This window comes from Rahnella sp. ChDrAdgB13, from assembly GCF_017655185.1.
Lineage (GTDB): Bacteria > Pseudomonadota > Gammaproteobacteria > Enterobacterales > Enterobacteriaceae > Rahnella > Rahnella contaminans.
In genome coordinates this window covers 37084-57255 of record NZ_JAEMGT010000108.1, presented here as the reverse complement: position 1 = coordinate 57255, position 20172 = coordinate 37084, and the positions used below count along the sequence as shown (strand labels likewise).

Sequence of the window (20172 nt, the reverse complement as noted above, 5' to 3'; positions counted from 1 at the left end):
GCTACAGGATCGAGAATGTGGTGATCTGATCCTGATTACGGCAAAAAGTTCGATTTATTCAACAAAGCCCATCGCAACCTGCGCTCTGCCACAAACGTACCTGCTCAGGCCAGGTGTCATAATTTGCAGCAGCATCAGCGCCAAGCTCCAGACAAGATTTCTGCTTTTCCAGGCTCGATGCAACAGCAAAGGCGTGGATGTCCTGATGTTTTAGCATCTGAAGCAATAAACGCCCGACGCCACCCGCGGCAGCCAGTACTGCGACGTGCATTCCGGCACGTAAAGGCAGCACATCGTGAAGCAGATAATCGGCAGTCAGGCCTTGCAGCAAAACTGCGGCGGCATCAGTTTCAGACAGCCATTCCGGTAAGCGGATTGCGTGGTCGACCGGCACCCGGATATGGCTGGCGTGCGCCAGCGGGACATCGGCAAAACCAACGCGATCGCCAGTTTTCCAGTCGGTCACATTTTCACCAACAGCAATGACCCGGCCAGCCCCTTCATAACCTGCGATATACGGCGAGCTTCCTGCCAGCGGATAACGGCCCTGACGGCGGTAAATGTCAGCAAAATTTAGCCCGGCTGCGGTGACCGCAACCAGTAATTCTCCTGAAGACGGAACAGGATCGGCCGCCTCATGCAAATGTAATACATCGGCCGAACCCGGATTTTCAAAAACCAGTGCTTTCATTGCCTTTCCTTAACTTAATCTTTGTGAATATTGCGGCGATTATCGTGAAGCGGTCGCAGGAGATAAACAGCGGTCTGCTTTATTTATTCGATAATAAAAATTTATAATGCTTCATTTTACCCTCACGGAGCAGAGCAATGGATTACCTGAAGTGTGTCGAATCGTTCATCACCGCGACAGAATCCGGAAGTTTTACGGCCGCCGCCGATAAGCTGGGTATCACGCCTGCTATGGTCGGTAAGCACATCCAGATGCTGGAGACCCGCACGGGCTGCGTGTTGATTAACCGGACCACCCGGCGTCAGGGGCTGACGGAAGCAGGGCACCGTTTTTATCTTTACGGAGTGCAGATCCTCGCAACGATTGAAGATGCCGATTCTCTGGCGCGTCATCTTAACGAACAGGTGACGGGCATGCTGCGTATCAGCGCGCCGGTTGCGTTTGGTCAGCGTATCCTCACGCCAATATTGTCGAAATTTCTGCAACGCTATCCCGCCGTCAACGCCGATCTGGTTCTGAGCGACCGCCGTGTGGATATGATTGAAGAGCGTTTTCAGATAGCGATACGCATTGGTAATCTTCAGGACGAAGGATATGTCGCCGTTCCTTTACCGCCTTATGAGATGGTGCTTGCAGCCTCACCGTCGTATCTGGAGACTCACGGAACACCGGCAACGCCCGCTGATTTAGCCCGCCACCATTGTGTCAGTTTCAGCCAGTGGCGCTCTGCTCATCGCTGGCAACTCCTGGGGCCGGACGGTCAGATTGATGTAGATATCGTCCCGCGCCTTACCGTGGATTCCGGTGAAGCTATCCGTCAGGCCGCGTTATCTGGTCTGGGCGTAGTTATGCATTCCTGCGTCACGCTGCAAGATGATATAGAGGCCGGACGGCTGAACCGCGTATTACCCGATTACGCGCCGGTATCCAGACCCATGCATTTACTCCGTTTACCCATAAGGCCCGCCGCTACCGTGGTTTCATCCTTCTTTGAATATTTTATGCAGCAATTAATCCCATAACCCGGCACGCCTGCTAGTGATGGTCACATCATCGGGTAAGTTATCTTTTTCTTCACTTTCCCCAGCTTATCGCTGGCTTTTTCCGACAACTCAAACAGGACCGGCAAGATATGCGCTGAGGCTTTCAGGTAGGCGCTGACCTGCAAAATGCCTTCGGGCGGCAACAATTCTCCGTTCTCCAGCCCTTCACTCAGGCACAGTAAACCTTGGCACAAACCTTCGGCGGATTCTGACGCCAGTGCGCTCAGGTCGTAAAGCTGCCCCTCGTTAAAATTCCCCAGATCCAGCCCGGCAACCAGTGAGCGAAAAACGGTGACTGAGTTTTGCTGAAATGCTGTGCCGCTTTCGAAATTCATCATGATGTTTATCCCGAGTCAGTAAAATTGAAGCAGCTTTCCGGGCCGCCTTTACCGGGTTGACTCTATTCCTGACCGAGAAATAAAGAAACAGACTGTATGTATTTACAGTATTTTTAATTCAGATTTGGAAAGTGTCTCGCAAATCGTGAGGGTTCGGCTGACACGTTTACTTAATGTGATTGCTGCGGACTGGTGATCTTGATCACAAAAAATCCGGCGCAGCACGATTGTTTATATATGTACCCGTCCTGCTCTCACTGCCGGGGTGCGTTGTGCTTATCGTGAAGACCGGATTTATTTTTTTCTGATGTCCGTCGCTGTGTTTCCTTCTATCCGGAGAAAAAAAATGTCGTCATCTGATGTAGCAAAACTGACTGAAAATCCACTGAAAAATACCAAAGTGATGAACCTCTTTGTGTCTTTCGCGGCGGCGATGGCCGGGCTGTTGTTCGGCCTTGATATCGGTGTGATTTCGGGTGCGCTTCCCTTTATTACTGACCATTTCGTCCTTACCAGCCGGCAGCAGGAATGGGTCGTCAGCATTATGATGCTCGGCGCGGCATTCGGGGCGCTTGCCAATGGCTGGCTCTCTTTCCGGCTGGGGCGCAAATACAGCCTGATGGCCGCAGCATTATTGTTTGTTCTCGGTTCGCTTGGCTCAGCGTTTGCTTCAGGTGTTGAAATTCTGATGGTTTCTCGTCTGATCCTCGGATTTGCAGTTGGCATCGCCTCTTATACTGCGCCTCTGTATCTCTCTGAAATGGCGTCAGAAACTATCCGCGGCAAAATGATCGCGATGTATCAGCTGATGGTGACTTTCGGTATTTTGCTGGCCTTTTTGTCTGATACGGCGTTCAGCGCAAGCGGCGACTGGCGCGCCATGCTGGGGGTTCTGGCGATCCCTGCATTAGTTCTGATGCTCGCGGTCTGCTTTTTACCCAACAGCCCGCGCTGGCTGGCGGCGAAAGGACAACATATTGAAGCGGAACGTGTGCTGCGGATGCTGCGCGATACCTCTGAAAAGGCCCGTCAGGAACTGAATGAAATTCGTGAAAGTTTGAAGTTAAAACAGGGCGGGTGGAATTTATTTAAAGCCAACAGCAATGTGCGTCGGGCGGTGTATCTCGGCATGTTATTGCAGGCCATGCAGCAATTTACCGGCATGAATATCATCATGTATTACGCGCCGAAAATTTTTAATCTGGCCGGATTTACCAGCACACAGGAACAGATGATTGCCACGATTATTGTCGGCCTGACGTTTGTGATGGCGACTTTCATTGCTATCGGCATGGTTGATAAAGCGGGGCGTAAACCTGCGCTGAAAATAGGTTTCAGCGTGATAGCGCTCGGGACGCTGGTGTTGGGATATTGCCTTCAGCAGTTTAATCACGGAACGGCGGGAGCCGGGCTTTCCTGGTTGTCGGTGGGGATGACGATGATGTGTATCGCCGGGTATGCCATGAGCGCTGCACCGGTGGTGTGGATCCTGTGTTCTGAAATTCAGCCCCTCAAAAGCCGCGACTTTGGGATCACCTGCTCAACGACCACCAACTGGATTTCCAACATGATTATCGGTGCGACTTTCCTGACGCTGATGGACAATATTGGCGCCGCAGAAACATTCTGGCTGTACACCGCACTGAATCTCGCTTTTGTTGTGATTACTTTTATTCTCATTCCTGAAACGAAAAACGTAACGCTTGAACAGATTGAAAGAAATCTGATGGCAGGGAAAAAACTGCGGGATATCGGGCAGTAAGCCGGTTGAAAATTTTTTGAACAGGGAGAAGATTATGTCTGCGCTGACAAGCATGGTTAACGGTCTGGATTATCCGATTAATGATGAAGAACTTATTGAAATCCGCTACCAGACCCGGGACAAAGTGGACGAGTTTAATGCACTGGGTGCGCGTCAGGTGGCTGAGAAAGACAGCCTCATCAGAAAAATATTCGGTCAGGTTGGGCACAACGTGCATTTTGAAAAAGGCATGCGCATCGATTACGGTATTAACACAACGTTTGGGGACAACGTTTTCATCAATTTCAATTTTGTCCTGCTCGATTGCGCGCCGGTGTGTATTGGGAATAACGTTTTTATCGGGCCAGATGTGCAAATTTATACCGCTCAACATCCGCTGGATTGTGATTTACGCAGGGAACATATCGGGAGCGCGCAACCGGTCACAATCGGTGATGATGTCTGGATTGGCGGAGGGTGCATCGTTCTCCCAGGCGTCACCATCGGAGCGGGAAGTACAATTGGTGCTGGCAGCGTAGTGACTCGTTCTATTCCAAAGGGCGTTGTTGCCTGTGGTAATCCGTGCCGGGCGGTTCGTCGGGTAGATTAATTGTGTTAAATAAATTCCTAAGTCAAATTTCAGTGTTAAAAACATAAAAAAGCCCGCTCCAGGCGGGCCGCAAATGCGAAAAATACAATATTTCTTAAAGTTCGCAAAGGATGAATGAAATTCTAATAAAAATCAATAAATTATCAATTTTTCTAATATTGAAGCTGCCGTGCTTTGTGTTTTATTTATGAATCCCGCTCATAGCTCCTTTCATATTTTGTCATCTAGTCGTTTAAACGGAATGTCTGTACCTTTTATCAGAACGAGAAAACGGAGAATAAAATGTCTGACAAAATGAGAATTACCAAAAGCGGTTCTGTTCCTTCACAGAATGGCCCGGAAAGCTATTTTACCGGCAAGGTGCGCATCGATACGCCGTTCAGCGGTACTGAATCTGCGCGCGTCGGGGGTGCAACCGTGACGTTTGAACCGGGCGCGCGCACCGCATGGCACACGCATCCGCTGGGCCAGACGCTGATCATCACTCACGGCCGTGGCTGGTTGCAGGAAGAGGGCGGTGAAATTCGTGAAATGAATGTCGGCGATATCGTGTGGATCCCTGAAGGGGTTAAACACTGGCACGGCGCTACGCCGGAAAATGCCATGACTCACATTGCGATTGCCGAATCTCTTAACGGCAGCCCGGTGGAGTGGCTGGAAAAAGTGACCGACGCTCAATACCAGATGTGATTTTGGGGATCAGAAATGAGCGCGATCCTGTCCGGTTGTGCCGGACGGGGTTTCTGCGTCTTATCATCCGCGCGGATTTTTGCGGGGCTTGGTCATGGAATTACTCAGCTCATAAAGCCGGTTCATGGTCTGAAGCGGGACTTTTGGTGAAGAGGCGGCCAGCGCCAGCACCAGAATTTCGAGGCAAATGACAGGCGTGCCGTGGACGGGGATTTTTTCCGCATCAGCGCTGCGAGGAATAAACACCACGCAGTCCGCTTCTTTGATAAAAACGGATTCGGCCGAGCCGGTCAGTAAAATAGTTGAAATCCCCAGGCGTTTGGCTTCTGCCAGCGTTGTGACACCTTCCCGATGGGCGCTTCGTTGCGCCATCATAATCAGCACATCGCCAGGACGCATGCCGATCAGTTGCTCACTCAGCGACGCGCCGGTACGGTTAAGCACATACGCGGGCGTCCCGTTACGGTTGAACAGACGGGCGGTATATTCCGCCAGCAGAGAGGAAGCTCCGATGCCAAAAATGGCTATCCGGTCGGCGGTTTTCAACAACGCGTTGGCACGCGAAAGTGCCAGCCGGTTCTTCTCCTCCGACAGCATCTGGCAGGTATAAAGATAGCCGTCGAGCACGAAATCAATGCTGGAATTGGTATCCGGAGTCAGGGAATTCACCGTAGTTGCCATTTTTGCCGACGACGTCAGCGTCTCCCCGAGATAACTGGCCAGCACATTTTTAAGGTCGCGCAGGCCGGAAAATCCCAGCGCCTGAATGGCACGCACGACCGTAGCATCTGAGCTTTGGGTATCCGCTGCGATTTCCATGGCGGTTTTATCCAGCACTGCGCCACGGTGAGTATGAATATACTGCGCGACAGCAAACAAGCGTGGCGATAACTGGTTTTTACGCAGGCGGAAACGTTCGCCGTAGAGATCCGGGCCGGAGCGGTTGGGTTTAGTTTTCGGGTTTTTCACAGTTACGCCTGTTCATTCACATTGCTGCCATTTTTTTACAGTGTACTTCGGGAGCGACTTACAGGTTTGCCAGTCTTTGCCGCTGATAAGCCAGCATCGACGGTTCCAGCGGCACGTATCCTTCCGGGCTGTGGGTCTGATCAGCCACAATAGTTTGCCCTTCATCAGACAGCGTCATTTCCAGCCAGGCTTTAACCAGCGGATCCAGCGTGGCTCCCGGCGGCAGGTCAAAGCAGAGCGAAACATAGCTTGAAAGCGGATAGTTCCCCTGCGCCACATTGACTAAATCCGGCGAATAAAATGCGGTGTTTGCTTCTGAGGCCAGCGGCAAAATACGCACGTCGTCAGAGAACAGTGCCGCGTTACACCAGCCCAGACAGCCCGCCCCGAACGGGTCTTGAGCCACGGCTTCAATCACGGCGCGGCGATCGGCGAGGCCTTCATAATGGGCAGGATAATGGCGCCCGGCCAGATGCGCATGCCGGAATGCGGTGGCGTATTTCCCGTTATCTCGCAGGCCATAAAGATGAATGCGCCGTTTATGCCATTTGCCTTCGAGCCCCAGTTGCTGCCAGTTAGTGATATCTCCGCAGCTTTGCCCTGAAGAGAAAACCGAGGCCAGCTGCGCCATCGTCAGTCCCGCCAAAGGGTTATCACGGTGAACATAAATCGCAGGCGGACTTTTGGCTTCCGGTCGCGGTCCGTGGCCGGTATATCCGACATGGATTTCCGTCGGCCGGTAACCTTTTACGCGCTCAAAAGCCGCCAGTTCATGAGGCCACGGCGCGCGCGACATCGGTGCCAGCCAGCTGGCATCAGCCGCCAGTGCCATAATCGCTGTTGACGAGCCTTCCAGCGTGCAGTCGAAAGAAATTTCCGGATTCGCTTCGCGGAAAAGTGCGCACCACGGAAGGATCAGAGAGGCCATGCCGTCATTTCCGACAATCGGCAGCGGGAGATTTACTGTGTTTGAATTCATGAATGCACCGCGAATATTGCACGCTGCTGAGCGAGCTCAGCAGGTTCCAGAGGCAGACAGGTTGTTTCTGCGATTATTGTCTGACCGTCATCGGAGAGCAGGAAACCGGCCAGTCTATGTGCGTCGTGGCCTTCACTGGCGGGCAGATAAAGAGACAGAAAACGGGTAAGCGGGTCGCGCGCCTGGCCCGTCAGCGTCATTTTACGTAATAGCGGATGTTCTCCGGCGGAGTCAGCAATGCCAATGCCGTCTGGCATATTCTCAAGCCGCGCCAGAAGCGTGGCCGAATCCGGCACATATTCAGTCCGCGCAGTCAGCTCACGTCCGGCAAATAAATGCTTTTGTAAAAACACCTGAAGGGCGCTGTCTTCCGGCAGGCTCAGCGGCAGAATACTGGCATCGTGAGAAGACGAAAGGAGTTGTCCCCAGTTCGAAAAATCACCCTGTGCATTTCCGCGCGTGAAAATCTGTGAAAGTTGCGTCACCGAAATTTCAGTCAGCGGATTACTGTGATGCACGTACACGGCTGGCGTTGCCGGACTGACCGCCAGCTTCACAGAAAACGGTGCCGAGCCGCGCTGCTTTTTATACGGCACGGATTCCGTGGGCGTAATTTCTCTTTCAATCAGCGCCATCGTGGAACGACGGTTAATCAGAAAGGCAAACGCGGCATCGTCATGGCAAAAAGTGGCGGCGACCGGAATATCAGGGTGAACGCGACGGAATGCCGCAATGATTTTTTCAACCAACGGCACAAGTTCTGGCTTTACGGTAATCCTGATAACGCTTTTCTTTTCAGAGGGGTACTGCGCTGGAGCGGGCAGGGGGCTGTCCGGGTTCAATCTGTTATTCCTTCTGGCTGAGTCTTTAAAACTTGCGCGATCATGCATAACTCATCTCAGTGATGCATGAGAAGAATTATCATTATCCTTTAAGAATCATGATGAAGTACGTAACTGTAGTAGTCAACGCTACGAAGGTGTGTCGGGATATCAGGGCTATTCCGGGTGAGTTTTGCAGAACAGATTACGAAAATAATATATTCAATTTCAGAGGGATATAAAAAATGAAATCCCGGTTTTTACTCCGCCGGGCTTCTCTTTTTTACACTTCATTGCCTGACGTTTACTACTACAGCCCTATGTGATGGAATGATAATCATTCTAATTTAGTGAGCCCTTTGATTCCTGTAAGATTGAGCAGGAACTGGCCAGCGGCGCCCGGTGTTTCGCGCAATAAGCGAGTCAGTAATCAGGTTTTCTTCCTGAGAAAGTCGGCACGGATATGCTGAAAAAAATAATAAAAGCCGGCCTGAAATTAATTTTGATTTAAATACTTTTACGGATGTTTTTGGGGATTGTATGAACTTCAACAAAATGAAAAAAAACGCGCTGTCGCTGTTAATTGCCAGCTTTCCTGTTTTATTGCCTGTCAGGGAAAGTCTGGCTGAAACGCGTTCCGGCGAAAATAGCGTTAAATACCCTGATCAAAGTAGTGATAATACAAATCTGCAAAAAGATGACACCATTGAAGTTAACGGAAGCTCTTACAGCGAACCTTCGGGATATATTCCCGGCTATGCCGACGTGGGGGCTTATCAGGGACGCGATATGATGGATGTTCCCGCCTCAGTCAGCGTCGTTTCCAAAGATATTATTCAGGCGCAGCAGGGCACGGGCTTATTTGACGCTTTGCGAAATGTGGCGGGTATTGTTCGCCAGCAACAAAGCGGAATTGCTTACGACCAGCTTTCCGTTCGCGGTATTAATCTGGATAACCGCTCAAGTTATATGTTTAACGGCGTTCTGCCTTTTGATAATAACCTGCCGATTCCGATGGAAGATAAGGAGCGGATGGAAGTGCTGAAAGGCGCATCGGCACTTTATTATGGCTTTGTCGCGCCCGGTGGCGTGGTGAATATGGTGACCAAACGGGCGGGGCAGCAGCCTGTCAGAACGGTGACGTTTTCGACCGATGATAATGGCTCGTCCCTCGCGCACGTCGATCTGGCTGACCGCTTTGGTGAAGAGAAAAATTTTGGCGTCCGCATCAATGCCGTCACCAATAATATCCATACGCCGATAGACGGCGATAATGGTAACCGCCGGATGTTCAGCGCAGCATTGGACTGGCAGGCGACGGATCGGCTTTTGCTCAAATATGACTATGAGTCAATCCGCGCACGTATTACTGAGCAGGCGGCAATCGCCACGCCGACCGCCGTTAATGGCGTCATGACCATTCCTTCAATACCTGATCCGAAAAAGCTGTTATCGATGAAAGGGAAAGACACGCATTCCTCGGCAGAAACGCACTTACTTCAGGCTGAATATGCCCTGACCGATAACTGGACGGGTAAAGTCAGCGCGGGGCAATCGCGTACCAAGCGTGACCGCTGGTTGTGGGTCTTTGATAATTACAATGCGCAGACCGGCGAGGGAACGGTTTATGGTGCCGATCAGCCTGGCCAGGATTATCTGAACCAGAACGTCCGGGCGGAAATTAAAGGCACGTTTGATACCGGTTCCGTTGAGCATGAATTGTTATTTGGCGGCAGTCAGAACCGTCTTTACCAGCCGAGTTTTGAAACCTACATGTATTCTGCTGCGCAGAATATGTATGACCCGGTGACCATTACATCGCTGACGCGTGCGGCTAAAAACAGTAAAAAAACGCTGACTGACCGCAGCTTTAAAGAACAGACTATCCGCGACGGCGGCCTGTTCCTGCAAGATTGGATCACGCTCAACGATCAGTGGCAGGTGACCGGCGCTGTGCGTTACGGGCGCTATACCAGCCAGCAGCTTGATGCGGCTTCCGAAGATGTTCACGCGGTTACGCCAGCCGTCAGCGTGCTTTATAAAGTCACGCCGGATATCAGCCTGTACGCCAGTTATGTGGAAGGTCTGGAGTCGGCGGGAACGGCACCATCAACCGCCGCTAACGCCGGGGAATCCCTGAAAGCGGCGGTCAGCAAACAGAAAGAATTGGGGATCCGCACACGGGTTTACGGTGAACTTTATGCGTCGGCGGCTTATTTCGAGCTGAAACAACCGTCTGCCAGTACCGGCGATGATCTGATTTATTCCCTTAACGGCGAAGCACGATTTCGCGGCGGGGAATTCTCGCTTCAGGGCGACGTCACGGAAAATACGTCGGTGATGGGTTCTGTCATGTTGCTGAGTGCGGAAGTCACCTCAACCACCAATGAAAAGCTGCTGGGGAAAACGCCGGAAAATACGCCGAAAAAAGTGGCGAACATCTTTATCAACCACAAGCTGGATTTCATTGACGGTCTGGCGGTTAATGGTGGCGCGTATTATGTCGGCTCACGGCCGGTGAATGCCCAGAATCAGGCGTTTGTGGCGGGCTATACGACGTACAATCTGGGCGCGAGTTATACCACTAAACTGGCGGGAACCAGGGCCACATTCCAGGCAACCGTGAATAATGTCACCGACAAACGTTACTGGAGCGCGGCAGGCAGCGGCCAGCTGGCGGTCGGGATGCCAAGAACGTTACTTCTTTCCTCGACGTTCGAATTTTAACTTCGCAGGCAATTCCGGGCGGGCGGCAAATAAGCTGCCCGTAATCTCCCTCACGATAAATTCTGCACGTCTGATTTAGCTTTTCGACTTTTTATCCTAAATTACCTGCTTATTCGTTGACCCGTTTTATTTAAGCCTAAAAAACCCCGATGTTCGGCCCATTAAAACCGGTGCTTTCAGTAGCTCTGTGATATCCAACTCGACTACTATAAATAAAAATCAATCATTGAGTCTTCTCGGGTATGGCATATTTTTCTACAGATGAAAGTCTCGTTCGTGAGCGTTCTGATCGTTTCTTACGACGAATGTATTTAATGCGCATACTTGGCACTTTTCTCTGTTTTTTCCCCATTGCCTCGGTGCTTTTAGAACGCGAAGCTTCCTGGATCCCGATGGGTTTTCTGGTGCTGAACGCGTTTGTCTGGCCGCACGTTGCAATGCTGATTTCCCGCCGTTCCAGGCATCCTAATCAGGCTGAATTCAGAAACCTGGCGTTCGACGCCATTGCCGGTGGCGCATGGGTCGCGCTGATGGGCGTGTGTCCGCTGCCATCTGCGATCATTACGTCTATTCTGGTTGCCGACCGGTTTTCTGCCGGTGGCTGGCAATTACTGCGCCGTGCTGCGCTGTTTTACTGCGCCGGATTTATTCTGTGCTGGCCGCTTTCCGGGATGAGCCTCTATACCGAAGTGAGCGACCGGACGTTATGGCTGACGCTGCCGCTTTCCACGATTTACATTATTGCGTTCAGCGCCGCCAATTATTCGATTTCCCGCAAACTGCGCGATAAGCAGCACGAACTGGAAAAATCGGCGCTGATGGATCCCTTTCTTGGCCTGCCTAACCGGCGTTTGCTCGATCGCCGCCTGATGCTGGAATTTGAACGTTCAAAGCAGGATCTGGCCTGCCTGATGGTGCTGGGCGTCGATGATTTGAAAATGGTGAATGACCTGTTCGGACGCGAAGCGGGCGATTATGTTTTACGATCGGTATCAACTATTTTGCGTAAGGAAACGGCTGAGCACGATTTTCCAGCCATACTGGGCGGTGACGAATTTGTGGTGATACTGCCGGGCATTTCCGAAGAAGAAGCGTATGCGGTCGGATACCGGTTGTTGCTGAAAACCTCGGAAATTCGTCTGTCGCAGGATTCTGGTTTTCAGTGCTCGATGAGCATTGGCGTGGCGACATCCAGAAATCATGAGAATTACAATCAGTGGCTGGCCGCCGCCGAACGGGCATTGATAAGCGTGAAAAAGAATGGAAAAAACAGTATTGGCAGCGCGGGCAGGGCTTAGGCCGTTGTTCATCTACACTGAATAGAATGGAAGATGTCTCGGGATAAATAATGAAAAATATCAAAATAATGATGGTAGCAGCGGTGGCAGCAGCAACTTTATTGGCAGGATGCTCATCGATTGATGAACCCGTTGGCGCGGAAGTCTACCGGCCTGCAAACTTTGATGCGTCTTTTGTACAGAGGCAGGCAAGCTATGAGTCTTCCGTGTTTTCCATTCTGGAACGTCAGCGCCGCGCGGATACCTATAAAAAGATCTTCGATTTTTGTACAGGGAAATTCCAGACGCTGGGTGAAAGCAATGACGGCGACCGGGTACACATAAGATTTGCATGTCTGCCGAAACCGGCGACGCAAAGCACGTATTCAAATCAAAACACTTACTCAATTCAACAAAAATCCCCGTCGCTGTACTGAGGCCGGCTGTGTAAAACGGATGCAGCGACCGGCGGGAAACGGAGTCAACGATGAGCAAGGAAAGACCCGACTTTATCGCCAACTGGCGTGAGCTCGAAGGCCCGGACGACAGCAGTTATCCGGGTGATGATGAACTGATGTCGATTGGTGCACCGCTCGGCAAAGCGCTGGGGCTGACGCGTATCGGCATTCATCACGAACGTCTGCTGCCGGGGCGACGTACCTGTTACGCGCATGCTGAAAGTTCTGAAGATGAGTTTGTTTATGTGCTGGAAGGCCAGCCTGACGCGTGGATAAATGGCCACCTGCACCGGCTTAAACCTGGCGACGCGGTGGCGTTTCCCCACGGCACCGGCATCTGCCATACGTTCATCAATAACAGTGAAGAAGAAGTACGTTTGCTGGTCGTTGGCGAAGCGAATAAGCCGGAAAACCGCATTCATTATCCGCTCAATCAGGAATATGAAGCAACGCGTAAAGACCGCTGGCTGGATGTGCCTGAACAGGAACTGGGTAGCCACGACGGTTTTTCAGATTCGAGAAGAGAAGCCAACAAAAAGCCGGTGTAAAAACCGGCTTTTTTGGATTCATTCATGAAATTGAAGATGCGCTTACTGGATACCCAGTGACTGCCAGCGTTGCTGACAATACGGCATCATGCGATGAATTTTCAGGCTTTGCGCCTGGTGGCGGTTCAGGGAATAACCCTCCGGCGTAATCTCTAAAGTGTCGCCGGTTTGCAGTGTAAAGTCGTTATCGACAGACAGGATAAGCTTCAGGTTTTTGAATGCCTGAATGCAGATATATTTCAGTCCGGTCTGTGGGATACTCAGGATATCTATGATTTTCCATTCCATATTCTCGCTCCTTTCCTGTTGCTGCCTGATTTCTGTGTCCCCTTTTCTACCTCAGATCCACGTCATTTTTTGTCATCACAAGGTAATGATTTCTTTATAGGCGTTCAGATAATTTGAATGCTTGAACTGACTCACAAAAAGAAGGCAAGAGAACCCTTCGGGATCGCATATTCGGATTTTTCGGAAAGATGGTGAATCATCTGTGTTTGAAAAACGCTTGAAATGACGTGAGCAAAACAGTTATCTAAACCCCAAGTCTGACTTTTAATTTATTTCTCAGGACGGGAAGGACGCAACAATATGACCACAGATTCACGCGAATCAGATTTACGCAAAACAGTGTCAGAAATCGGGCAGGACGAATTTATCTGGCTGGAAGGATTGCGCAATGAAAAAGCGCTGGCCTGGGCACATGAGCAAAATTCGGTCACACTTTCTGCTTTCACGCACGGAAAAGATTTTGACCCGATCCGCGAAAAAGTGCTTCAGGGGCTGAATTCCCCCGAGCAAATTCCGGGTGTCTGGAAATGCGATAACGACTGGTACAACTTCTGGCAGGATGCGAAAAATCCAAAAGGATTACTGCGCAAAACCACGCTCGATGAATTCCGCAAAGCCGAACCGCGCTGGGAAACGGTGCTCGACGTCGATGCGCTGGGTAAAGCCGAAAATATTGAATGGGTTTTCTCGGGCTTCTTGAACCTGAAACCGGGCTTTGAGCGCGCTTTCGTTGTGCTTTCTCCGGACGGCGGTGATGCCTGCGAAGTCCGCGAATTTGATTTGAAAACCAAAGAATTTGTCACCGGCGGTTTTTATCTGCCGGTAGCCAAAAGCCGCATCAGCTGGATTGATGTCGACCATATGTTTGTCGCCACCGATTTTGGCGAAGGTTCGATGACCGATTCCGGCTATCCGCGTATCGTGAAAATCTGGCAACGCGGAACGCCGCTCAGCGAAGCGGTGACGGTTTACAGCGCCGGGCAAAAAGACATGATGGCTGCGGGTTATCAGGGATCTGACGGGGACATTAAACGCAATTACGTGGTGCGGGTTATCGACTTCTATCATCGCGAAGTTTTTCTGGTGGACGAGACCCGCTCGCTGGTCAAAATCGACATTCCGGACGATGCCAAATTCACCACCTGGCAGGAATGGATCCTTATCGAACCGTCCAGCGAATGGCAGGTGAATGGCCAGCGCTGGCCGTCAGGTTCATTGCTGACGATGAATTTTGACGCCTTTATGGCAGGTGAGCGCACGCTGAAACCGCTGTTTGTTCCTGATACCGGTTCCGCGCTCAGCGGCGTGACGCAAACCCGCGATCAGCTCAACGGTTACTCACATACCCGTGATCACATCATTCTCAGCCTGACCCGTGATGTGGTAAATCGCCTTGAAGTGCTGACACCAAAGAATGGCGAATGGCAGCGTGAACCGTTCGGGCATGTGCCGGAGCTGAGTAAAATCAGCGCCTGGGGCGTGGATGATAAAACCAACGAATACTTCATGAGCGTCAGCGGTTTCCTGCAACCCGCCAGCCTCTCGCTGGGCAATCTGGACAACGGCGCTAACGCCGAAGCCGAATTGCTGAAACAGGATCCGTCGCATTTTGACGCCTCCCGCTATCAGGTCAGCCAGCACTTTGCGCAATCTGACGACGGGACGCGCGTGCCTTATTTCGTGATCAGCCGCAAAAATGTGGTTTATGATGGCAAAAATCCGACGCTGTTATACGGTTATGGCGGTTTTGAAGTGTCGCTGGAGCCGTATTATCTGGGCGTGAGCGGCGTGTCGTGGCTTGATCGCGGCGGTGTTTTCGTGGTCGCGAATATCCGTGGCGGTGGCGAGTACGGGCCTGAGTGGCATAAAGCCGCGCTGAAAGAAAAGCGCCTGCGTGCGTATGAAGATTTTGCTTCAGTGGCGAAGGCGCTGATTGCCAGCAAAATCACGTCACCGGCGCATCTGGCGGCGCAGGGCGGCAGTAACGGAGGCCTGCTGGTGGGCAATATGCTGACACGCTATCCGGAACTGTTCGGCGCGATAGTCTGCGAAGTGCCTCTGCTGGATATGCAGCGCTACACGCAGATTTCCGCGGGGGCGTCGTGGATTGCCGAATACGGCGACCCGCAAAAGCCGGAAGAGTGGGCGTTTATCCGCGAATTCTCGCCATATCACAATATCGACCCGCAGAAAAAATATCCGCCGGTATTGTTCTCGACCGCGACCAGCGATGACCGCGTCGGGCCGGATCATGCACGAAAAATGGCCGCGAAGATGCAGGCACTGGGTATTCCTGACGTGTATTTCTACGAGAACACCGAGGGCGGGCACAGCGCGGCGGCGGACAAAACGCAGTCGGCATTTAAACGTGCTCTGGTGAGCGAGTTCCTGCTGCATTTCATCGGGCGTAAACCGTAACTTCCGCGCACGGCGTTACATGACTGGGCGGGGAAAATTTCCCACTCAGTCATATTTCGACATGTTTTATCAGGCTTTTTCCCTTCCAAAAGCGTTGCCTCGCCCTTCATTCCTTGTTTATTATTTTCGCTTCATTTGATAACAATTATCAAAATCATTTCTTATTCATTCTCATTTTCGGGGATTTGCATGTTAAAGAATACCGCTCGCGTGCTGTCTGTCGCAGGTCTGATGGCCGCTTCATTTTCCGCTTTTGCTACCACCTATCCGCTAACTGTTACCGATCTTAGCGGGCAGAAAGTGACGCTCGACAAAGCCCCGCAGCGCATCATCTTGCAGGATGGCCGCGATATTCTTGCGCTTGCCGTGCTGGATAAAGCCGATCCGTTTAAGCGCGTCGTGGCGTGGAACAATCTGCTGAAGACCACCGACAGCGGCACCTGGGACATGCTGAAAAGTAAATGGCCTGAGTCGTCCAAAATCCTGGATATGGGATTCACGGACAAAGGGCAGGTTGATCTGGAAACCGTGATTTCCAAAAAACCTGACCTGATGATTGCGCAGGTACGTGCGAAGAATTCTCTGGCACAGGCGGGTGTTCTGGATAAACTTGCCGCGCTGCACATCCCGGTTGTTTTCGTTGACTACGAAGCGGATCCGGCGAAAGACACGGCACCGAGCATTGAGCTGCTGGGTAAAATTGTGAATAAGGAAGACAATGCCCGCGCGTACACCGCGTTCTATAACGAGCACTTCCAGAGCATTCAGAAAGCCGTTGCTGCTATTAAAAACAGACCAAACGTGTTCATCGAGCCGATTGCCGGTCGCGATGATTCCTGCTGCTTTACTCACGGCGACGCGGGCTGGGGCAAACTGATTCAGGCGGTAGACGCCAATAATATCGGCACCAAATTGCTGCCGGGCGCATCAGGCACGGTTTCTCTGGAGCAGGTGATCAGCATGAAGCCGGATGTTTACATCATGACCGGTTCCGCGCGCCCGAGTAAAAACGGTTCCGTGACCCACATTCTGCCGTTCGGTTATGGCGCGAATGAGGCCAGCATCGACAAGGAAGCGAAAGTTCTGCTTTCCCGCACCGGTGTGGCGCAGATCCCGGCGGTCAGCAGCCAGCACGTTTACGGCGTTTACCACCAGTTCTACAACCACCCGTACAATATCGTCGGGATGGAATATCTGGCGAAATTCATTTATCCGGAACAGTTTAAAAATCTGGATCCGGCAAAAACCTACCACGACCTGGTGCGTAACTACACCAATCTGCCGGATCAGGATTTCATTCTGGGCTGGTCACCGAAGAAATAAGTCTTTGAGCCTCCCCGCCTGTGGTCTCGCAGGCGGGTTTTCAACCCCGTCACGGCGCTTCTGCACAAACTTTACCTCCGTCACATTTGTTGACACTCCGTTAATTCATACAAAAATATAACTGTATTACTGTATCTGCATAACGCCGACTGGCGTAGTACGACACATCAACAAGGTGAATTTATGCAATCTGAAGAACAGCGTTTAATTGACGGGCTTTTTAGTCGTTTACAACAGGCTGAGTCCAATACGGCACCGCGCGATGCGGAAGCTGAACGTGTGATTCAGGCCCATATCCGCCAGCAACCGTCAGCCCCTTATTACATGGCGCAGGCGATGATTATTCAGGAAGCGGCGCTGACCAAGCTGAATGCTCAGGTGAAGGAACTGCAACAGCAAAACGAACAGTTGCAACAGCAGGCACAGAACGCGAAACCGCAAAGTACCGGTTTCCTCGCCGGGCTGTTTGGCGGTGGTTCGGCACAGCCTGAACCCGCGCGTCAGTCTTCACAAGGCAGCCAGCCAATCCCGGGTACGCAAGCCTGGGGCGCACAGCCTCAGCAGCAACAATACGCGCCACAACAGCAGGCTCCGGCTCAGGCCGCGCCACAGGCACCGGGCTTTCTGGGCAGCGCATTGCGGACTGCCGCCGGTGTTGCGGGTGGGGTTGTGCTGGCAGATATGCTGACCGGAATGTTCCATCACAGTCAGCCGCAGGAAATCGTCAATATCATTGAAGAGCCGCCCGTGCAGGATCTGAATCCTGCCGACAGCAGTTTCCTCGACAACTCACAGGGTTTCGACAGCAATATACCGTCCTGGGAAGATGCCTCGTTGCGTAACGATAATTCGGATTTAGGGTTTGGTTCTGACGACTTTGATTCCGACGATTATAGCAACGACGATGATTCGTTTTTCTAACCGCTTGATGTCAGAAGGCTATTAAAGGCCGTTCTGACAGCAGAAAACGGCGGCAGAAAGTGAAGAGTGAGAGCTTTATCGCTTATTGCCATCAGAATTCTGGACAAAAGTTAAATCTGTTGCTGTACTGTATTTGACACACGTTTTGTGTCCAACATTCACGTAAAGGTAAGTTTGATGTCTAAGATTAAAGGTAGCGTTAAGTGGTTCAATGAATCTAAAGGTTTTGGTTTCATTACCCCTGAAGATGGCAGCAAAGATGTTTTCGTTCATTTCTCTGCTATTTCCAGCAATGGTTTCAAGACCCTTGCTGAAGGCCAACGCGTAGAGTTCGAAATCACCAATGGTGCCAAAGGCCCGTCGGCTGCTAACGTTATCGCTATCTGACTTTAGCCGATTTCTTAAAAAAACCGCCGAAGCGGGTTTTTTTTTGCCTGGACATTAGTGCGTATAACGGTAAACCCTTACGCGGTTTTGCGCACCAGCGTCACGAACATCAAAATAGCGATCGCGTAACAGCCTAAAATCGTCAGGCCCATGGACAACGCAGGCATGCTGCCAAAACCGGTGACCGGTACGGCAATCGCACCCAGCGCAAACATACACACGCCAAGCAGCGCCGACGCGCTCCCCGCATTTTTCCCCTGACTTTGCATCGCCAGCGACCCGGCGTTCGGCCCGATAATCCCTATCACCATCACCGAGAAGAACAGCGGAATCAGCAGCGTCACCAGCGGCGCATTCAGGCTGGCAGCCATCACCAGCGCAACAGATGCCACGGCCGCTATCACTAACCCGGCTTTAACGAGCGCCATTTCACCGAAACGGCGGCTGAGGCGCGTGGAAACCTGCGCAGAAATCACCAGCCCGATACCGTTAATGGCAAAACACAGGCTGAACATCTGCGGGCTAAGATGGTAAATCTGTTGCAGTACGAAAGGCGAAGCGCCGATGTAGGCGAACATCCCCGCCATGATAAAACCTTGCGTCAGGCACAACCCCATAAACGGACGGTGTCCCAGCAGGCTGAAAACGGAACCGAGCATGCTGAAAATACCGCCTTGCGCACGGCGTTCCGGCTGCAAGGTTTCATGCAGTTTCAGGGATGAGAAGCTGAACAGCAGGATGGCAATAAAGGCCAGCACAGCGAAAATTCCCCGCCAGTTCATCCAGCTGAGCATGGCGCCACCCAGCACCGGCGCGATAATCGGCGCCAGTCCGTTTACCAGCATCAGCAGCGCGAAGAACCGTGTGAGTTCATGGCCGTTATACAAATCTCTGGCGACGGCGCGTGAAAGCACAGCGCCGCCTGCGCCCGCAATGCCCTGTAACAGCCGGGCGACAATCAGCTGATTGATGTCCTGCGCGACGGCGCACCAGACCGATGCCGCGAGCAGTAACGCCAGCGACCACAGCAAAGGGCGCATACGGCCATAACGATCGCTGAGCGGGCCAAATAATAGCTGGCCGAAACCGAGGCCGAGTAAACCCGCGGTCAGGCTCAGCTGAGCGCTGGCGGTGGAAGTGTTGAGATCGCCGGCCATTTCAGGCAATGCAGGCAAATATAAATCTGTACATAGCGGGCCGAGGGCGGCAAGCGAGCCGAGAACCAGGGCGTAACCGAGGCGTTTTTCTTGCAGATGAGCGCTCATGGTAAAAGTTTATTCCAGTTTGCTGGTGGTTAAATCCGTGTCAAAGAGATCCTGGAAGTAGCGATTGTATAAAGCTTCCAGATGCTCTGCGTCGGCGTGAACGGTAGTCATACGTCGGAATGCGGTGCCTTCACAGATCACCGCCAGAGATTCGACTTTTGCCGTCATTTCAGCCTCTGAAAATTGCGGGAAAGTTGCACTGAGAAGGGATTTTGCTTCGCTGAACAGTTGTTTTTCTGAATCGCGCCAGATTTTTTCCACGATAGGATTGCGGGTCGCTTCTGCGGCAACCTCAAGCATCAGCGCGTGGTCAATCTCTGCCTGTTCTTTTTGTTCGATACACTGATCCTCTTTATAAGGCGCGCTTAAATTGCCAATCCGGCGGTGTGCCAGGTTATGAGCAACCTGCTGCAAGTTATGCGCGTTGCCGGTCATCAGGCGGATTTTCTTCATCACGATGCGACGAACAATTTCTTCGATGATGGCGTCTTTATTGGCGAAATACCGGTAGATCTGCCCCACACTGAGCTGCGACGTTTTGGCGATTTCGGCCATGCCTGCACCATGAAAACCGTGTTTGCGAAAACACAGCCGGGCGGCGGCAATGATCTGGTCGCGTCGCGCACTGATGCGCGCGTCTTTACTGCAAAGTTGTGGGTGAAGCATGGATACCTGGCA

The 20172-nt window shown here is 51.9% G+C and carries 20 protein-coding genes; 12 read left to right on the top strand and 8 right to left on the bottom strand.

The window, feature by feature from the left end:
* Positions 1 to 58: 58 nt before the first annotated feature.
* A complete protein-coding gene (locus J8X26_RS22875; RefSeq protein WP_208952037.1) occupies positions 59 to 691 on the bottom strand; it encodes an alcohol dehydrogenase catalytic domain-containing protein in 633 nt (210 codons plus the stop codon).
* Positions 692 to 828: 137 nt separating this feature from the next.
* Between J8X26_RS22875 and J8X26_RS22870 the strand changes: the two genes are divergently transcribed.
* Positions 829 to 1713 carry a LysR family transcriptional regulator gene (locus tag J8X26_RS22870; RefSeq protein WP_152326408.1) on the top strand — a complete coding sequence of 295 codons (885 nt, stop codon included), beginning with the start codon at positions 829 to 831 and terminating at the stop codon, positions 1711 to 1713.
* Positions 1714 to 1736: 23 nt separating this feature from the next.
* Here J8X26_RS22870 and J8X26_RS22865 read toward each other — a convergent pair whose 3' ends face one another.
* Positions 1737 to 2072 carry a hypothetical protein gene (locus J8X26_RS22865; protein WP_152326409.1) on the bottom strand — a complete coding sequence of 112 codons (336 nt, stop codon included), beginning with the start codon at positions 2070 to 2072 and terminating at the stop codon, positions 1737 to 1739.
* Positions 2073 to 2418: 346 nt separating this feature from the next.
* Here J8X26_RS22865 and J8X26_RS22860 point away from each other — a divergent pair, with 346 nt between their 5' ends.
* From J8X26_RS22860 to J8X26_RS22850, 3 genes are all read left to right on the top strand, one after another.
* Positions 2419 to 3834 carry a sugar porter family MFS transporter gene (locus tag J8X26_RS22860; protein WP_152326410.1) on the top strand — a complete coding sequence of 472 codons (1416 nt, stop codon included), beginning with the start codon at positions 2419 to 2421 and terminating at the stop codon, positions 3832 to 3834.
* A gap of 34 nt (positions 3835 to 3868) precedes the next feature.
* Positions 3869 to 4423, top strand: coding sequence for a sugar O-acetyltransferase (locus J8X26_RS22855; protein WP_193333150.1), 555 nt, complete (start codon positions 3869 to 3871; stop codon positions 4421 to 4423).
* Between the two features lie 294 nt (positions 4424 to 4717).
* Positions 4718 to 5113, top strand: a complete 396-nt coding sequence (locus J8X26_RS22850; RefSeq protein ID WP_152326502.1) for a cupin domain-containing protein — start codon at positions 4718 to 4720, stop codon at positions 5111 to 5113.
* A 63-nt stretch (positions 5114 to 5176) separates the two neighbouring features.
* Here the strand turns inward: J8X26_RS22850 and J8X26_RS22845 are convergent, their stop codons facing one another.
* Genes J8X26_RS22845 through J8X26_RS22835 form a run of 3 tightly spaced genes read right to left on the bottom strand, consistent with a single transcriptional unit; the run spans position 5177 to position 7951 of the window.
* Complete coding sequence (locus J8X26_RS22845; RefSeq protein ID WP_152326411.1) at positions 5177 to 6082, bottom strand: MurR/RpiR family transcriptional regulator; 906 nt, start codon at positions 6080 to 6082, stop codon at positions 5177 to 5179.
* Between the two features lie 58 nt (positions 6083 to 6140).
* Positions 6141 to 7061 carry a PstS family phosphate ABC transporter substrate-binding protein gene (locus tag J8X26_RS22840; RefSeq protein ID WP_208952036.1) on the bottom strand — a complete coding sequence of 307 codons (921 nt, stop codon included), beginning with the start codon at positions 7059 to 7061 and terminating at the stop codon, positions 6141 to 6143.
* Entirely contained in the window at positions 7058 to 7951 is an 894-nt protein-coding gene (locus J8X26_RS22835) for a substrate-binding domain-containing protein (RefSeq protein ID WP_280118843.1), read from the bottom strand. The genes J8X26_RS22840 and J8X26_RS22835 overlap by 4 nt, the downstream gene beginning before the upstream one ends.
* A gap of 471 nt (positions 7952 to 8422) precedes the next feature.
* Here J8X26_RS22835 and J8X26_RS22830 point away from each other — a divergent pair, with 471 nt between their 5' ends.
* The 4 genes from J8X26_RS22830 (at position 8423) to J8X26_RS22815 (ending at position 12892) form a co-directional block, all read left to right on the top strand.
* The gene (locus tag J8X26_RS22830) at positions 8423 to 10609 is read left to right on the top strand and encodes a TonB-dependent siderophore receptor (RefSeq protein WP_208952034.1); all 2187 of its coding nucleotides are present in this window, start codon (positions 8423 to 8425) and stop codon (positions 10607 to 10609) included.
* A gap of 314 nt (positions 10610 to 10923) precedes the next feature.
* Entirely contained in the window at positions 10924 to 11907 is a 984-nt protein-coding gene (locus J8X26_RS22825) for a diguanylate cyclase (RefSeq protein ID WP_235937368.1), read from the top strand.
* 50 nt (positions 11908 to 11957) lie between these two features.
* A complete protein-coding gene (locus J8X26_RS22820) occupies positions 11958 to 12323 on the top strand; it encodes a hypothetical protein (RefSeq protein ID WP_208952033.1) in 366 nt (121 codons plus the stop codon).
* A gap of 50 nt (positions 12324 to 12373) precedes the next feature.
* Positions 12374 to 12892, top strand: coding sequence for a cupin domain-containing protein (locus J8X26_RS22815; RefSeq protein WP_152326417.1), 519 nt, complete (start codon positions 12374 to 12376; stop codon positions 12890 to 12892).
* A gap of 42 nt (positions 12893 to 12934) precedes the next feature.
* Here the strand turns inward: J8X26_RS22815 and J8X26_RS22810 are convergent, their stop codons facing one another.
* On the bottom strand, positions 12935 to 13180 hold the full coding sequence (locus J8X26_RS22810) for a hypothetical protein (protein WP_104922965.1): 246 nt from the start codon (positions 13178 to 13180) through the stop codon (positions 12935 to 12937).
* Positions 13181 to 13480: 300 nt separating this feature from the next.
* On the opposite strand from J8X26_RS22810, the gene J8X26_RS22805 reads away from it, so the two are divergent.
* The 4 genes from J8X26_RS22805 to cspE all read left to right on the top strand — a co-directional run bounded on the left by J8X26_RS22805 (position 13481) and on the right by cspE (position 18229).
* Positions 13481 to 15598 carry a prolyl oligopeptidase family protein gene (locus J8X26_RS22805; protein WP_208952032.1) on the top strand — a complete coding sequence of 706 codons (2118 nt, stop codon included), beginning with the start codon at positions 13481 to 13483 and terminating at the stop codon, positions 15596 to 15598.
* Positions 15599 to 15787: 189 nt separating this feature from the next.
* Positions 15788 to 16921, top strand: coding sequence for an ABC transporter substrate-binding protein (locus J8X26_RS22800; RefSeq protein ID WP_208952031.1), 1134 nt, complete (start codon positions 15788 to 15790; stop codon positions 16919 to 16921).
* A gap of 183 nt (positions 16922 to 17104) precedes the next feature.
* On the top strand, positions 17105 to 17842 hold the full coding sequence (locus J8X26_RS22795; RefSeq protein WP_165059403.1) for a DUF2076 domain-containing protein: 738 nt from the start codon (positions 17105 to 17107) through the stop codon (positions 17840 to 17842).
* A gap of 177 nt (positions 17843 to 18019) precedes the next feature.
* Positions 18020 to 18229, top strand: coding sequence for a transcription antiterminator/RNA stability regulator CspE (gene cspE / locus J8X26_RS22790; RefSeq protein ID WP_009636912.1), 210 nt, complete (start codon positions 18020 to 18022; stop codon positions 18227 to 18229).
* A gap of 77 nt (positions 18230 to 18306) precedes the next feature.
* Here cspE and J8X26_RS22785 read toward each other — a convergent pair whose 3' ends face one another.
* Together J8X26_RS22785 and J8X26_RS22780 are read right to left on the bottom strand one after the other, a co-directional pair.
* A complete protein-coding gene (locus J8X26_RS22785) occupies positions 18307 to 19494 on the bottom strand; it encodes a multidrug effflux MFS transporter (RefSeq protein ID WP_152326421.1) in 1188 nt (395 codons plus the stop codon).
* A 9-nt stretch (positions 19495 to 19503) separates the two neighbouring features.
* The gene (locus J8X26_RS22780; protein ID WP_208952030.1) at positions 19504 to 20160 is read right to left on the bottom strand and encodes a TetR family transcriptional regulator; all 657 of its coding nucleotides are present in this window, start codon (positions 20158 to 20160) and stop codon (positions 19504 to 19506) included.
* Between the last annotated feature and the right edge of the window lie 12 nt (positions 20161 to 20172).

What these genes read in the sequence shown, in the direction of transcription:
- J8X26_RS22825 (WP_235937368.1), top strand. Translation starts at nt 10,924, where the DNA reads ATGCGCATACTTGGCACTTTTCTCTGTTTTTTCCCCATTGCCTCGGTG.
- J8X26_RS22840 (WP_208952036.1), bottom strand. Translation starts at nt 7,061, where the DNA reads ATGAATTCAAACACAGTAAATCTCCCGCTGCCGATTGTCGGAAATGAC.
- J8X26_RS22860 (WP_152326410.1), top strand. Translation starts at nt 2,419, where the DNA reads ATGTCGTCATCTGATGTAGCAAAACTGACTGAAAATCCACTGAAAAAT.
- J8X26_RS22835 (WP_280118843.1), bottom strand. Translation starts at nt 7,951, where the DNA reads ATGCATGATCGCGCAAGTTTTAAAGACTCAGCCAGAAGGAATAACAGA.
- J8X26_RS22785 (WP_152326421.1), bottom strand. Translation starts at nt 19,494, where the DNA reads ATGAGCGCTCATCTGCAAGAAAAACGCCTCGGTTACGCCCTGGTTCTC.
- J8X26_RS22810 (WP_104922965.1), bottom strand. Translation starts at nt 13,180, where the DNA reads ATGGAATGGAAAATCATAGATATCCTGAGTATCCCACAGACCGGACTG.
- J8X26_RS22805 (WP_208952032.1), top strand. Translation starts at nt 13,481, where the DNA reads ATGACCACAGATTCACGCGAATCAGATTTACGCAAAACAGTGTCAGAA.
- J8X26_RS22830 (WP_208952034.1), top strand. Translation starts at nt 8,423, where the DNA reads ATGAACTTCAACAAAATGAAAAAAAACGCGCTGTCGCTGTTAATTGCC.
- J8X26_RS22875 (WP_208952037.1), bottom strand. Translation starts at nt 691, where the DNA reads ATGAAAGCACTGGTTTTTGAAAATCCGGGTTCGGCCGATGTATTACAT.
- J8X26_RS22800 (WP_208952031.1), top strand. Translation starts at nt 15,788, where the DNA reads ATGTTAAAGAATACCGCTCGCGTGCTGTCTGTCGCAGGTCTGATGGCC.
- J8X26_RS22850 (WP_152326502.1), top strand. Translation starts at nt 4,718, where the DNA reads ATGAGAATTACCAAAAGCGGTTCTGTTCCTTCACAGAATGGCCCGGAA.
- J8X26_RS22795 (WP_165059403.1), top strand. Translation starts at nt 17,105, where the DNA reads ATGCAATCTGAAGAACAGCGTTTAATTGACGGGCTTTTTAGTCGTTTA.
- J8X26_RS22820 (WP_208952033.1), top strand. Translation starts at nt 11,958, where the DNA reads ATGAAAAATATCAAAATAATGATGGTAGCAGCGGTGGCAGCAGCAACT.
- J8X26_RS22780 (WP_208952030.1), bottom strand. Translation starts at nt 20,160, where the DNA reads ATGCTTCACCCACAACTTTGCAGTAAAGACGCGCGCATCAGTGCGCGA.
- cspE (WP_009636912.1), top strand. Translation starts at nt 18,020, where the DNA reads ATGTCTAAGATTAAAGGTAGCGTTAAGTGGTTCAATGAATCTAAAGGT.
- J8X26_RS22870 (WP_152326408.1), top strand. Translation starts at nt 829, where the DNA reads ATGGATTACCTGAAGTGTGTCGAATCGTTCATCACCGCGACAGAATCC.
- J8X26_RS22815 (WP_152326417.1), top strand. Translation starts at nt 12,374, where the DNA reads ATGAGCAAGGAAAGACCCGACTTTATCGCCAACTGGCGTGAGCTCGAA.
- J8X26_RS22865 (WP_152326409.1), bottom strand. Translation starts at nt 2,072, where the DNA reads ATGATGAATTTCGAAAGCGGCACAGCATTTCAGCAAAACTCAGTCACC.
- J8X26_RS22855 (WP_193333150.1), top strand. Translation starts at nt 3,869, where the DNA reads ATGTCTGCGCTGACAAGCATGGTTAACGGTCTGGATTATCCGATTAAT.